Source organism: Bacteroides sp. 3_1_23 (assembly GCF_000162555.1).
In the GTDB taxonomy this organism is placed as follows: Bacteria; Bacteroidota; Bacteroidia; order Bacteroidales; family Bacteroidaceae; genus Bacteroides; species Bacteroides ovatus.
The window spans coordinates 1,161,417-1,175,659 of record NZ_GG774955.1 but is presented as its reverse complement, the minus strand read 5'-3'; the positions used below and the strand labels follow the sequence as shown (position 1 = coordinate 1,175,659).

The 14,243-nt window shown below is 42.5% G+C and carries 8 protein-coding genes; all 8 read left to right on the top strand.

Annotated features, from left to right (window positions below):
* The first annotated feature begins 79 nt into the window (after positions 1-79).
* Positions 80-3,055: a SusC/RagA family TonB-linked outer membrane protein gene (locus HMPREF9010_RS02310; RefSeq protein ID WP_008651430.1), complete on the top strand. Its 2,976-nt coding sequence runs from the start codon at positions 80-82 to the stop codon at positions 3,053-3,055.
* Positions 3,056-3,076: 21 nt separating this feature from the next.
* The gene (locus tag HMPREF9010_RS02315) at positions 3,077-4,654 is read left to right on the top strand and encodes a RagB/SusD family nutrient uptake outer membrane protein (protein WP_008651428.1); all 1,578 of its coding nucleotides are present in this window, start codon (positions 3,077-3,079) and stop codon (positions 4,652-4,654) included.
* A 23-nt stretch (positions 4,655-4,677) separates the two neighbouring features.
* A complete protein-coding gene (locus HMPREF9010_RS02320; protein WP_008651426.1) occupies positions 4,678-6,420 on the top strand; it encodes a DUF5114 domain-containing protein in 1,743 nt (580 codons plus the stop codon).
* 23 nt (positions 6,421-6,443) lie between these two features.
* Positions 6,444-7,532, top strand: coding sequence for an arabinogalactan endo-beta-1,4-galactanase (locus tag HMPREF9010_RS02325; protein ID WP_008651412.1), 1,089 nt, complete (start codon positions 6,444-6,446; stop codon positions 7,530-7,532).
* Between the two features lie 65 nt (positions 7,533-7,597).
* On the top strand, positions 7,598-10,045 hold the full coding sequence (galB, locus tag HMPREF9010_RS02330; protein ID WP_008651410.1) for a beta-galactosidase GalB: 2,448 nt from the start codon (positions 7,598-7,600) through the stop codon (positions 10,043-10,045).
* A gap of 261 nt (positions 10,046-10,306) precedes the next feature.
* Positions 10,307-10,756: a hypothetical protein gene (locus HMPREF9010_RS02335; RefSeq protein ID WP_032852923.1), complete on the top strand. Its 450-nt coding sequence runs from the start codon at positions 10,307-10,309 to the stop codon at positions 10,754-10,756.
* Positions 10,757-10,805: 49 nt separating this feature from the next.
* Positions 10,806-13,241 (top strand): DUF3160 domain-containing protein, encoded by a 2,436-nt coding sequence (locus HMPREF9010_RS02340; protein WP_032852922.1) that lies wholly within the window; start codon positions 10,806-10,808, stop codon positions 13,239-13,241.
* The gene (locus HMPREF9010_RS02345) at positions 13,235-14,161 is read left to right on the top strand and encodes a CapA family protein (protein WP_008651404.1); all 927 of its coding nucleotides are present in this window, start codon (positions 13,235-13,237) and stop codon (positions 14,159-14,161) included. Before HMPREF9010_RS02340 ends, HMPREF9010_RS02345 begins: the two co-directional genes overlap by 7 nt.
* Positions 14,162-14,243: the final 82 nt, after the last annotated feature.

The window sequence follows — 14,243 nt, the reverse complement described above, 5'->3', positions numbered from 1 at the left end:
CGGAAGAGACAGAAAGGGAAAAGCCGCTGATTTTTAAATAAAAAGTAAAAATAAATCTATTATCAATAACACAGTAATTATGAACAGGAATATCTTAAATCTACGCCATCTGACTGTACTACTTATGTTGTGTACAGCCTTTTTAGGAGGCACCATTCCTGCCTTCGCCCAACAAGGAGGCAAGAAAATCACCGGACAAGTGATTGACGAGAACAAGGAACCGATGATCGGAGTAAGTATCCTCATTGTCGGTACTTCTACCGGAACAGTGACCGATTTCGACGGTAATTATACACTCAATGTGCCACAAGGCAGCAAAGAGTTGCAATTCTCTTATGTAGGATATGAAACAAAGGTAGTACCAGTTCCTGCCAACAGTACTACTTTGAATGTCCAGTTGAAAAGTGATTCACAGGTATTGAGCGACGTTGTAGTAATCGGCTATGGTACGCAGCGTAAAAGCGACCTGACAGGTTCGGTAACTAACGTCAGCAGCAAGGACTTCAACATGGGATTGGTCAGCTCTCCCGAGCAACTGATTAATGGTAAGATTTCCGGTGTGCAAATCATGTCCAACAGTGGTTCTCCCACTGCGGGAAGTACGATCCGTGTGCGTGGTGGTGCTTCACTGAACGCTAGTAATGACCCTTTGATCGTACTGGACGGCGTTCCTTTGGAACAGGGAGGCATCAGCGGTAATGACGGGAATTTCCTTAGCCTCATCAACCCGAACGATATTGAAAGTATGACCATTCTGAAAGATGCTTCTTCGACTGCCATTTACGGTTCGCGTGCATCCAACGGGGTTATTCTGATTACTACTAAGAAAGGAAGTTCGGATAAACTGAAGATTACATTCAGTACGACAAATTCCATCCAGACACGTACCAAGCTGGCTGATATGCTAAGTTATGACCAATTTGTCAACACTATCCGTACGCAAGGAACGACTGCCCAACAATCTTTACTCGGCACAGCCCATACGGACTGGAATGATGAGATTTACCAGAATGCTTTCGGTACGGATAATAATCTTAGTATCTCCGGAAAAATTGCTAAAAACTGGCCATTTCGTATATCAGTAGGTTATTACAATCAAAGCGGTTTGTTACGCACAGACAACGCAGAACGCTACACGGGAAGCATCATGGTAACCCCCTCTTTCTTCAAAGACCACTTGAAACTGAATATTAATGCGAAAGGGTCTATTAACAACAACACATTTGGTAACACGAATGCTATCTGGGCAGCTTCTACAATGAATCCAACCATCCCTGTTTATTCAGGACTGGATACTTTTGGAGGATACACGGAAGCAATAGACAATACAGGTGCACCAGCCAACGGTGCTGTAATGAACCCGGTGGGACTTATCAAAATGAATGATTCCCAAAGTAACGTAAGACGTTTCATCGGAAATATCGATGCGGACTATCGTGTTCATTTCTTCCCCGATTTAAAGCTACACGCTACATTAGGTTACGACTATGCACAAGGTAAGGGAAGTGTATATGTTCCGGCGGAAGCTGCACAGAATTACACCACTTCCGGTCTGGATTACAGCTACGGTCCACAGAAGAAAGAAAATCGCCTGCTGACTTTGTATGCCAACTACAACAAATTGGTAGAATCGATTAAAAGTAGTTTTGACGTAACAGCCGGTTACGATTATCAGTACTGGAAAGCTACAACTCCGCTTTACTACGAAATGAACACGCTGGGAGAAATACAAAAGACTTCAAAGGCTAAAGACGAACGCCATGTACTACTTTCATACTACGGTCGTTTGAATTATTCGTTCGATTCACGTTATATGCTAACTACCACCATCCGCCGGGACGCTACTTCACGCTTTGCCAAGAATGTACGTTGGGGTACTTTCCCCTCTGTAGCCTTGGGATGGAGAGTGACAGAAGAATCTTTCCTGAAAGATAATAAAGTATTGAGCAATCTGAAAATTCGTGCCAGTTACGGTGTGACCGGACAACAGGACGGTATTGGTAACTACAATTATCTACCTATCTATACTCAAAGCCAAAATGGTGCGGAAGGTATCATGGGAAATGAATATATTCATACCTACCGTCCCAGCTCTTACGTCCCTGACTTGAAATGGGAAACCACTACTTCATGGAATATAGGATTCGACTTCGGCTTTCTGGAAGACCGTATTACCGGTAGCTTTGACTACTACACTCGCCAAACTAAAGATTTGATTGCAACAGTTCCCGCCGCAGCAGGTACCACCTTCGACCGTAACATCACCACCAATGTGGGAAATGTGGACAGTCAGGGTATTGAATTCAGCGTGAATGCAACTCCTATCCAGACAGAAGACTGGAACTGGGATGTCAGCTTCAACATGACTTGGCAAAAGATGAAGGTAAAAAATCTGTCTTTATCTGCCGGAACTGTCGCTACAAATACTTCAGTAGGTCCATATATCGACAGTTACCAAGTACAAACATTAAGTGAGGGATACGCCCCTTATATGTTCTACGTTTATCATCAACTCTATGATGAAAAAACAGGAAAACCGGTAGAAGGTGCCTATCTTGATGTGAATGGAGACGGACAAATCAACTCTTCCGATTTATATCGTTACCACTCTCCCGCTCCGGATTACATTCTCGGTTTCAGTACTTCACTGCGCTGGAAAAAATGGACCTTGAGTACAAGCTTGCGTGCAAACATCGGCAACTATGTCTATAATGCCATGGCTATGAACGCTGGAGCCTGGGAAACAGTAAGCTACAACTCCTATCAATTGAATAACCTGTCTACAAGTTATCTGAAAACCGGATTCCAGACCCGTCAGTACTTGTCCGACTATTATGTAGAAAATGCTTCTTTCCTGAAAATGGATAATCTATCGTTGAACTATAATTTCGGTCAAATCTGCAAAGGATGTAGCCTGAATGTGAGTGCTATGGTTCAGAACGTATTCTGTATCACCAAGTACAGCGGTGTCGACCCGGAGGTTCCTAATGGTGTGGATAATTCCTTCTATCCACGTCCGCGCACCTTCTCACTGAATGTAGGTTTCAACTTCTAACTATTTAAAAACAAGCGAATCATGAAAAAGATATTATATACAGCCTTCTATTTTTGCAGTGCATTATTGCTGAACTCCTGCATAGGCGACTTAGACCAATATCCGCATGAAGACGAAACATCTTCTACGATATATACCAATGCTGAAAACTATAAAGCCGTTTTAGGTAAGATATATGCTGCCATGGTGACCACCGGACAGGAAAAAGGGGGTGATCCAGACTTGAGCAGTAATAGTGGACAGGATTATATGCGTTGCTTCTTCAACCTGCAGGAATGTGGAACAGACGAGGTGGCCTCTACCTGGTTGTCAGGTGATAATGTGAGTGGATTGACTTATTTAAGTTGGGATGCTAATGATCCTTGGGTATCGGACATGTACTATCGGATTTATTATAACATAGCATTGTGCAATGAATTTCTCCGTAACGCAACCGATGAAAAGCTGGCAGAATTTAGCGAACAGGATCAAGCTGAAATCCGCCATTACCGGGCTGAAGCTCGTTTCATGCGTGCTTTATTCTACTACCATGCAATGGACTTATTCCGCAACATCCCGTTCATAACAGAGAATGACCCGACTGTCGGCTATCTGCCTCCACATTATACGTCTGCACAAATTTTCAGTTATATAGAATCTGAATTAAATGCCATTACAAATGATATGCTTAGCAAAGGGGATTGTCCTTATGGACGTGCTTCACAAGGAGCCGCCTATACATTGCTTGCCAAACTTTATCTGAACGCAGAGGTGTATATTGAAACGTCGAAGTATACAGAATGTATCGCTGCCTGTCAACAGGCTATCGCACAGGGATATTCATTGGAAGATGACTACAGCAAACTATTCAATGCGGATAATGATAAGCGTACTGCCAACGAAATTATATTCACCTTACCTGTGGACGCTACACATACCGTATCTTGGGGTTCTTCCACCTACATCGTCTGTGGTGCCGTAAGTAATACTTCCGACAAACAGATTCCTGAAAATTATGGTGTGAAAAGCGGTTGGGGAATGTTCCGTGTACGCGGAGAGATTCCGGCCTTATTTAGTGGAACTGATGATAAGCGCTATATGTTCTTCACTGACGGACAAACACAATATCTGGATGTGATAGATAACCAGTCAAACGGATATTTTGTAGAAAAATGGACTAACCTGACAGATGCCGGAGCAACTGCTTCCAACACTGCAGATGGTGGTGTAAATACAGATTATCCTTTATTCCGTTTGGCAGACGTATATCTGATGATGGCGGAAGCTGTGGTACGTGGCGGAACGGGTAGTGATAAAGGAACTGTATTGGGATATATCAATAAACTGCAAGAACGTGCTTATGGCGACGACTCTCATAATAAAGCGGAAGCCGACCTGACACTGGACTTTATCCTGAAAGAACGTGCCCGTGAACTTTATTGGGAAGGGTACCGTCGTACCGACTTAATCCGTTTCGGAATGTTCACTACCGACAAATATCTGTGGCAATGGAAAGGTGGTGAAAAAGGTGGCGTAGCTGTAAATAGCAAGTATAATATCTATCCGATACCGGCTACCGAACTGACGGCTAATCCCAATTTATATAATGAAAATTATTAATCATCCTCTAATACAAACGATATATGAAAACAATAAACAGTCTGTTCCTTTCATTGGCGGCTCTCTTTATATGGAGTGCCTGTGAAGATGACGCAGATAAATATTATTTATCGAGCCTGACAGAAAATGAATTGATAGCTTCTACAAACAACATTGTATTGACGGAAGATATCGCACAAAAGAATGTTCTGTCACTGGCATGGACCGACCGGACATTGGCTATCAACAATCCGGATTTCAAACCGACCAACTTATTGAAAACAAGTATACAGGTTGCATTAAACAAAGATTTCTCCGGAACGATCGTTGAGTCTACCGAAACCTCTCTTTCCAAGACTTACAATGGAGCCGAATTGAATATTGTTACCAATAATCTGGGGGTTGAAGCCAATGTAGCCACTAAATTCTATTTCAGACTGAAAGGAACAACGGGGAACAACATCGAACCGGCATATAGCAATGTGGAAGTAATCACCATCACTCCTTATGAACTGGATATGCGTTTCGCCAGCATGCTGGATCAAAACGGCACAGACACCGGTATGAGTTTATTTTCAGTAAATACAGATGGTGTATACAAAGGATTTGTAGGAGTAAATGCCTGGTACAACTTCCTGATTAAAGAAGCCAACGGAACGATCTGGAGAAATGACAACGAAACCGGAATGCCGTTCTTACTAACTACAGCAGGGGATTGGAAATGCTGGTTCCCAGGAGTTGGAGGTTGCTATTATATCACATTTGACACGAATAATAAGCAATGGAACGGAATACAAATACCAACATTGAACGTCAGTGGAGATATCGATGCAACAATGGAATTTAACCAAACAAGCAGAAAATGGACAGCTACATTCAATGCTAATGCAGCCGGAAGTATGACTATCCAAATCAGTGGAACGGGTAAATTATATGACCATACATGTGCCAATCCGAATGATAATGGTGGATACGACATTGATGACACGAAAGCTAAAGATACTCCTATGGCATTCAGCGGCAGCAGCACAGCGTTAAATCTCGGAGAAACAGCTGGAGACATAACAGTTAATGTGCCACAGGCAGGAGAGTGTACGCTTTCTATCGATCTAAGTAATTCTCAACAATGGACTGTATCAGTAGAAGAAGGTTCTATAGAACCGGAGCCGGAACCGGAAGAGGGACAATATTTGTATTTGCCGGGAATCGGCCAAGGTAGCGACTGGACATACGATCATAAAATTGAAGTGTACTATAAGGAAGAACAAAAATATGCAGGTATAGTGGATGTCAACTCACAATACGGAAATTATGCGATGACCCTGTTCTCATCAGGAGATGCATGGGACACCGACAAAATGTACACCATTGCCAATGATGACTCGGAAAGTACGGCAGAAGCTGGAACTCTTGTAAATGGACAAGCAAAGAATATTCCTGCACCTGTTGCCGGTCTTTATCTGTTTGACGTTTCATTAAAAGAGTTGACCTATAAAACTTATGCAGTTGGAAATAACATCTATTGTTATTATGGAATAGAGGGGGATAACAATTTATATCCTATCGCCACAACAGGAACTGCCGGAGAATATTCGGGAACGATTACGTTATCACAAGATTCTAACTGGGGAATCAAATTTTATATAAAAGAGGACTGGACCGGAGCGTATGGAGGAAGCAATGGAAAACTATATTATAACAGTAACGACGGTATTCCATTGACTGCCGGAACTTATACTATCACAGTCAATCTGATAGACGGTACTTATTCCGCTTCTAATAAATAACCTTTAGATAACAGTATATAATTATGAAACGATTCAAAAATATATTGATGGCTTCCGCACTACTATGCGGAGCCTTCTTCACAGCCTGTGACGACAATGATGATAAACCGGTATTTCCGGAAAATCAAGATCAAGCCTATGACATGTCCGGTTTTGCTAAAGGAGCCGATGTCAGTTGGTTGACAGAAATGGAAAAGGAAGGTTACAAATTCTATGATGCTGAAGGAAACGGACATGAATGTATGTCACTACTTCGGGATTTGGGCATGAATGCCATCCGTCTACGTGTATGGGTAAATCCCGATCAGGGATGGTCGGAAGAGGAAGGTTTCTTTAATCCGGAAGGATGGTGTGATAAAGACGATGTAGTGACCAAGGCATGGCGCGCTCACAACTTAGGCTACCGTATTATGATTGATTTCCATTATAGTGATATTTGGGCGGATCCGGGACGGCAAGAGAAACCGGCGGCTTGGGCCGACCTATCCTTTGATGAATTAAAACAAGCAGTAGCCGACCATACCACTGAAGTATTAAGTGCAATCAAAGCAAGAGGTATCGATGTGGAATGGGTGCAGGTGGGTAATGAGACACGTACAGGCATGTTAAAACCTGACGGAGCTGCTAGCAGCGGAAAAACCGCCAACTTCGCTCAATTGGTAACAGCGGGATACGATGCCGTTAAAACAATCTACCCGGAAGCTAAAGTTATCGTACATATCGATCAGGGCAATAATTCCAATCGATATATCTGGCTGTTTGACGGTCTGAAAGCTGATGGGGGAAAATGGGATATAATCGGCATGTCTCTTTATCCGGAACCGGATACCCAAGACTGGCGACAATTAAACAATGATTGTATTGCTAATATGAAAAGTCTGATTGAACGATATAATACACCTGTCATGATGTGTGAGCTTGGTATTTACTGGAATTATGAAGAAGCAGAAGAGTTTTTTACCGATTTCATGACTAAAGCTAAAGAAATAGATCAATGCCTCGGTGTTTTCACTTGGGAACCTCAAAGTTACGGTGGTTGGAAAGGCTATCACAAAGGCTTGTTTGACGATACCGGTAAACCCACCAGCGCATTTAATGCTTTCAAGAGATAAGATTATTGAATCATTTTTTATAACTTTACCCCGAATCCAAAATATTTTATACCTGAAAAGCAAAAATGAACATGAAACACCAAAAACAGTTATTAGCTGTACTTTTGATGGGCGTCGCTTGCACATTGCAAGCGCAACGCAGTGAGACGCTGCTCGAGAAAAACTGGAAATTCAGTAAAGGAGATTTTAAAGAGGCTAGCCAGCCGGAGTTTAATGACACTAAATGGGAGTCGGTTGTTATTCCGCATGATTGGGCGATTTTCGGTCCATTCGATATGAATAATGACCTGCAGAATGTAGCTGTAACACAGAACTTCGAGAAAAAGGCTTCCTTGAAAACAGGACGTACCGGTGGGCTCCCTTATGTAGGCACCGGATGGTATCGAACCAGTTTTGATGCTCCTGCCGATAAGGAGGTGACGCTGCTCTTTGATGGCGCCATGAGCGAAGCACGTGTCTATGTAAATGGAAAAGAAGCTTGTTTCTGGCCTTTCGGCTACAACTCTTTCCACTGTAACGTGACGTCTTTATTAAACAAAGACGGAAAGAATAATACGCTGGCCGTACGTTTGGAAAATCGTCCGCAGTCCTCGCGCTGGTATCCGGGAGCAGGTTTGTATCGTAATGTGCATCTGATCGTGACTGATAAAGTGCACGTGCCTGTATGGGGAACACAAATCACAACTCCTCATGTCAGCAAGGACTTTGCAGCCGTACGTCTTCAAACGAAGATTGATAATGCCGATGAGAAAACACAAATCCGTATAGAAACAGAGATTCTTTCTCCGGACGGAAAAGTGGCTACCAGCAAAGAGAATACGAGCCGCATTAATCATGGACAACCATTCGAACAAAACTTTATTGTAAATGCGCCCGAGCTCTGGTCGCCGGAAAGTCCGTCGCTCTACAAGGCTGTTTCCAAAATTTACGCAGATGATAAACTGGTGGATACTTACACGACCCGTTTCGGTATCCGCAACATTGAATATATCGCTGATAAGGGTTTCTATTTGAACGGAAAACATCGCAAATTCCAAGGGGTATGCAATCATCATGATTTAGGTCCGCTGGGTGCCGCTATTAATGTGGCAGCACTTCGCCATCAGCTTACATTGCTGAAAGATATGGGATGTGACGCTATCCGTACTTCTCATAATATGCCGACTCCCGAACTCGTAGCATTGTGTGACGAAATGGGATTTATGATGATGATTGAACCGTTCGATGAATGGGACATTGCCAAGTGCGAAAACGGTTATCACCGTTATTTCAATGAATGGGCGGAACGTGATATGGTAAATATGCTCCATAATTATCGGAATAATCCGTGTGTGATTATGTGGAGTATCGGTAATGAAGTGCCGACCCAATGTAGCCCTGTCGGCTATAAAGTGGCTAAATTCCTGCAAGACATTTGCCACCGAGAAGATCCGACACGTCCTGTCACTTGTGGAATGGATCAGGTTACTTGTGTACTTGCGAACGGATTTGCAGCAATGATTGACATTCCGGGACTTAATTACCGTACCCAACGCTATAAGGAATCTTATGACCAACTTCCGCAGAATCTGATTCTGGGTAGTGAAACTGCTTCTACTGTCAGTTCACGCGGGGTATACAAATTCCCGGTAGAGGATAAGAAAAGTACTAAGTATGAAGACCATCAGTGTTCCTCTTATGATGTGGAAGCCTGTTCCTGGTCAAATATTCCGGACGAGGACTTTGCACTGGCCGACGATAACCATTGGACAATCGGACAATTTGTATGGACAGGATTTGACTATCTGGGCGAGCCATCACCTTATGACACGGATGCATGGCCCAATCACAGTTCCATGTTTGGTATTATCGACCTTGCCAGTCTGCCTAAAGACCGCTATTATCTGTATCGCAGTGTATGGAACAAGGATGCGGAAACCTTGCATATTCTGCCTCACTGGACATGGCCGGGACGTGAAGGCGAAGTGACTCCTGTATTTGTATATACCAACTATCCTACAGCCGAACTGTTTATCAACGGTAAAAGTTATGGTAAACAAAGCAAGAATAATAGTTCGTTGAAGAACCGCTATCGTCTGATGTGGATGGATGCTGTATATGAACCGGGAGAAGTAAAAGTAGTAGCCTATAACAAAGAAGGAAAAGCTGTAGCGGAAAAAGTGGTTCGTACTGCCGGAAAACCTCATCATATCGAACTGGTCAGCAACCGTAACGAATTGACTGCAGACGGAAAAGACTTAGCGTATGTGACTGTGAAAGTTGTAGACAAAGATGGTAACCTCTGCCCTACTGATAATCGTCAGATTAACTTCTCTGCAAAGGGAACTGGTAAATATCGTGCCGCTGCCAATGGCGACCCGACAAATCTGGAACAATTTCATCTTCCGAAGATGCATGCTTTCAACGGAATGTTGACAGCTATCATACAAGCTGGTGAAACTGCCGGAGAAATTGTATTTACAGCCAAAGCAAATGGAGTGAAAGCCGGAAATATTCGTATTCAAACGAAATAAGGCATACGCTTTATAATATCTGATAAGCCACCGGATTTCTTAACTAAAGAGAAGTCCGGTGGTTTTCATATATAATATACTGGATTTTTCACTTTTACGAGAAAAGAAGCAGGTAAATACAGGTTAATATCTATCTTTGCCAAAGAAAACGTTACAGATATGTCGCACAGGATTCACTTCCTTATTTTTACAGGTCTTTTACTGATGTTCTGTTCATGCCGGAAAGAAAACAGGTTTGAATGGCAAGTAAATCAAAGACACATGGAAGTATCTCTGAACAAAGAATCTGATTCGCTCTATGTCATTCATTTGAATACAGACCAACCCTCCCACTCTGTTTGGAAATTGCCTTATCCTGTCTATCAATTTGATTATGGAGATGTTACAGGAGACGGGATGCCGGAAATTATTGTGGGGGTTATCAAGCCTACCCGATTCGATCCCAAACCCGACAAGCGGTTATTTATTTACCGGATTGCAGATGAAGCGTATATCCGCCCACTTTGGTTAGGTTCGAGGGTAGCACAACCTTTGGAAGATTTTAGAGTGATTCGTGAACATACTCCTGTATTGATACGCACCGTGGAACGGGAACGAAGTGGAAATTTTCTGATAGCGGAATATGCATGGAGAGGTTTTGGTCTGGATTTTAAGGGATATCTGAAACGCGAGACAGAAGAAAAGGAGGCCAAACGCATTCTTGAACGTTAACGTTAGATACTATCATTTATATATGGATATTTATAGGATAATGAAAAACATGAGACGACTATTATTACTGTCCTGTACACTGATTCTTATTCTCTGCGGATGCAAGAACAAGAATAAAAATACCTCAACGGCATTGGCACAAGATACTGTTACGACTGCCACTTCATTATTGACCGATACGGTTCTACCTCAATCTATTGATTTGAAGCAGGATATCAGTCGTTACTCTTTTCAGGAGTTGCGTTTATTACGTAGTTATCCATACGCTATACACGGTTATCATTTTATGGAAGCGGACATCAATGCTTTCTTCTCGGCCAATACGAAATGGTATAATGATCTTGTCTGGAAGTTATGGGAAGAATCGGAGGCGGACGGAGAGAATAAATTTCCGGAAAACTATGATGAAGTCAAACTGACGGCTGAAGAGAAGGCTTTCGTAGAACGCATCGATGCTCGCATGGCAGAAATGCGTCAGCAACAGTTTACTCAACGAGACTCTTATTATTTAGGAAATGCAAATAATATAGTCAACCTGTTCCAATTCAAAGATATAGACGAGACATTACTAGCCAGGTTGCAACAGAACAACTTTGCCATTACAGAGGGAAGTAACTTACAGTTATTTCATGCTTATGAAGAGAATGACTATCGCCAAGTGCCCAATTTCATCACCACTGACTTATATTTACAGGCATTTCACATGTATTTCTCTTATGTACTGAAAAGTCTGGAGAAACAACACATCATTCCTACTTTGGAAAGACTATGTCTATCACTCAACGCAACTTGCATAAGCATCTCCCGCCAGACAGAAGACGAATCTCTGAAAGATATAGCAGAATATGCCGCTACTTTTTATGCTATCCCTTATTATTTGCTGACAAAGGAAACGCCCAATCTCCCTGCTAAATATCAAAAAGCATATCAACAGGAAATAGAACATATTAATGCACAAGAAGATGATTTCTCGGAATTTCTTTCATACAAAGAGGCATACTTCCCATACAGTCTTTTCAAACCACGCGGACATTATACCCGTGAACCCCAATTACAGGCATACTTTCAGGCTATGATGTGGCTTCAAACTGCCTGCTTTTGCAGAGAACAACAAGAACAGCTCAAACAAGCAATCTTTCAGGCTACCGTACTATCTACTTATAAGGATATGGCCAGGACACCGCTAATAGAACTATACCAACGAGTCTATACACCACTTACTTTCCTGATGGGTGAGACTGATAATCTTTCTCTTCTCGATATTGCACAGATTCTGAAGAAAAATAAAGCAGAATATACTGAAGATGCATTGACTCCGGTTCAAATAGAAAAGGTGAATCAAGCGCTCATTGAACTGGCAAAAAGTAAGAACAGGATAAAACCTAAAATAGAAATCTCCTGCCGGGACAAAATCAACTTTATGCCACAAAGATATCTGGCAGATAATGAAATACTTCAGGAATTGGTAGACGTCACTCCAAACAGCAAACGTGCTTATCCGAAAGGATTGGATGTCTTTGCAGCTTTCGGAGTAAACTCCGCCGAGACTTTACTGACTGATGTTTACAAAGAACCGGACAACTGGAACCAGTATACCGTAGAATTACAAAAACTGAAAGATAAATTCAAAGCTTCCCAGCCTGCGCAAGTATCTGTCTACGAATTATGGATGAAAAGTCTGTTCACCATGCAGAAAACGGATAAGAGCCAGCCGGGATTTATGCAAACGCCCGAATGGGGATACAAGAACCTGAATACAGCTCTGGCATCTTGGGCTGAATTGAAGCATGACGCGATCCTTTACGGAGAACAGCCCATGGCAGCAGAATGTGGAGGCGCCGGACCTCCTGATCCGATCGTAGTGGGATATGTAGAACCGAATCTTCCTTTCTGGAAGAAAATGTCAGGGATTCTGCAAGCCACCCAACTGGTTCTGCAACAAAGCAATTGCCTGACAGATGACTTGAAAGGAAAAACAGAGCAGCTGCAAGACTATGTCAGCTTTCTGATTCAAGTAACAGAAAAGGAACTGCGGAGAGAAAAACTGACCGAACAAGAATATCGCACTCTTGAGTATATGGGAAGTAGTATAGAATATTTCACTCTGTCTGTACTCGATCCTGATTTACATCTGGATAACTGGTCATTAGTGCAAGGTCCGGACAAGTCGATAGCTGTAGTGGCTGATATTTATACCCACAACGTGAGGGGATGTGATAAGAATGGAGTACTGCATGTAGCAACAGGAAATGCCAACAATATCTATGTGGTAGTAGAAATAGGGGGTAATCTCTATCTTACCCGTGGTGCCACATTTAGTTACTACGAGTTTGTCCAGCCACTGGATACTCGGCTCACGGACGAAGAATGGCAGAAAATGCTGGAAGAAAAGAAAGCGCCTGCCGTCCCGGAATGGATGAAAAATATCCTGCTGGAGAAAGAACCTAAAGTAGATGACAGAGTTTTTTATAGTTCAGGATGCTAATATCCTTTTCCCGAATTAACCGGATTATAGGTGGTATAAGCCTATTATTGCTTACTGCCTGCCAGCACTCGTCAGAAGAATGTCTCTCTATCGCTTTCACCGGAGATGTTCTTCTGGACAGAGGGGTACGCCAACAGATTCAACGGGGAGGTGTCAAAGATTTATTTGCGTCGGTAGCTCCTCTCTTTCACCAAGTGGATGCTACGGTAATCAATCTGGAATGTCCCGCCACTTTCGTTCATTCACCGTTACACAAGAAATATATCTTTCGCGCGGAACCGAGATGGATGGAAGAATTGGCTAAAGCTGGCATCAGTCATGCGGCTTTAGCGAATAATCATACTATGGATCAGGGGCGAAGTGGATTGATAGATACTTATCAGCATCTCTTATCGGCAGGAATCACTCCGATAGGATATGGTAATACTTCTTCCGAAAGTTGCCAACCTGTAGTGATAAAGAAAGGAAAAATTAAAGTAGCACTCTTCAATTCAGTTACACTTCCTTTGGAAAATTGGGTATATTTAGAAAATGATCCCGGTATCTGCCAGCAACCAATAGAAGAGATGGAAAAGGAAATCAAGAATTTCAAGCAAGAGAATCCCGAAAGTTATGTGGTGGTTATTCTACATTGGGGAATGGAATATCAGTCCTCCCCTACTCTTAGCCAAAGAAAAGGAGCACGCCGGCTTATCCGTGCAGGTGCGGATGCCATCATCGGACACCATCCGCATGTCATTCAGAAAGAAGAATATTTTAAAGGTAAGCCTATTTTCTATAGTCTAGGCAACTTCGTGTTCGACCAACGAAAACCGGAAACATCACAAAGCCTGATTGTGCAGCTCAATTTCACCTCTATAGGATATAGTATAAAACTTCATCCTGCAACAATTAATAATTGCAAACCGGAATTACAATAATCAGACAAAACCAAAGGGGATAACTGCCAACATTATACTATTTACCAACAAATATCATCATCCCTCTATCTTGAAATCCACT

What these genes read in the sequence shown, in the direction of transcription:
- HMPREF9010_RS02310 (WP_008651430.1), top strand. Translation starts at nt 80, where the DNA reads ATGAACAGGAATATCTTAAATCTACGCCATCTGACTGTACTACTTATG.
- HMPREF9010_RS02315 (WP_008651428.1), top strand. Translation starts at nt 3,077, where the DNA reads ATGAAAAAGATATTATATACAGCCTTCTATTTTTGCAGTGCATTATTG.
- HMPREF9010_RS02320 (WP_008651426.1), top strand. Translation starts at nt 4,678, where the DNA reads ATGAAAACAATAAACAGTCTGTTCCTTTCATTGGCGGCTCTCTTTATA.
- HMPREF9010_RS02325 (WP_008651412.1), top strand. Translation starts at nt 6,444, where the DNA reads ATGAAACGATTCAAAAATATATTGATGGCTTCCGCACTACTATGCGGA.
- galB (WP_008651410.1), top strand. Translation starts at nt 7,598, where the DNA reads ATGAACATGAAACACCAAAAACAGTTATTAGCTGTACTTTTGATGGGC.
- HMPREF9010_RS02335 (WP_032852923.1), top strand. Translation starts at nt 10,307, where the DNA reads ATGGAAGTATCTCTGAACAAAGAATCTGATTCGCTCTATGTCATTCAT.
- HMPREF9010_RS02340 (WP_032852922.1), top strand. Translation starts at nt 10,806, where the DNA reads ATGAGACGACTATTATTACTGTCCTGTACACTGATTCTTATTCTCTGC.
- HMPREF9010_RS02345 (WP_008651404.1), top strand. Translation starts at nt 13,235, where the DNA reads ATGCTAATATCCTTTTCCCGAATTAACCGGATTATAGGTGGTATAAGC.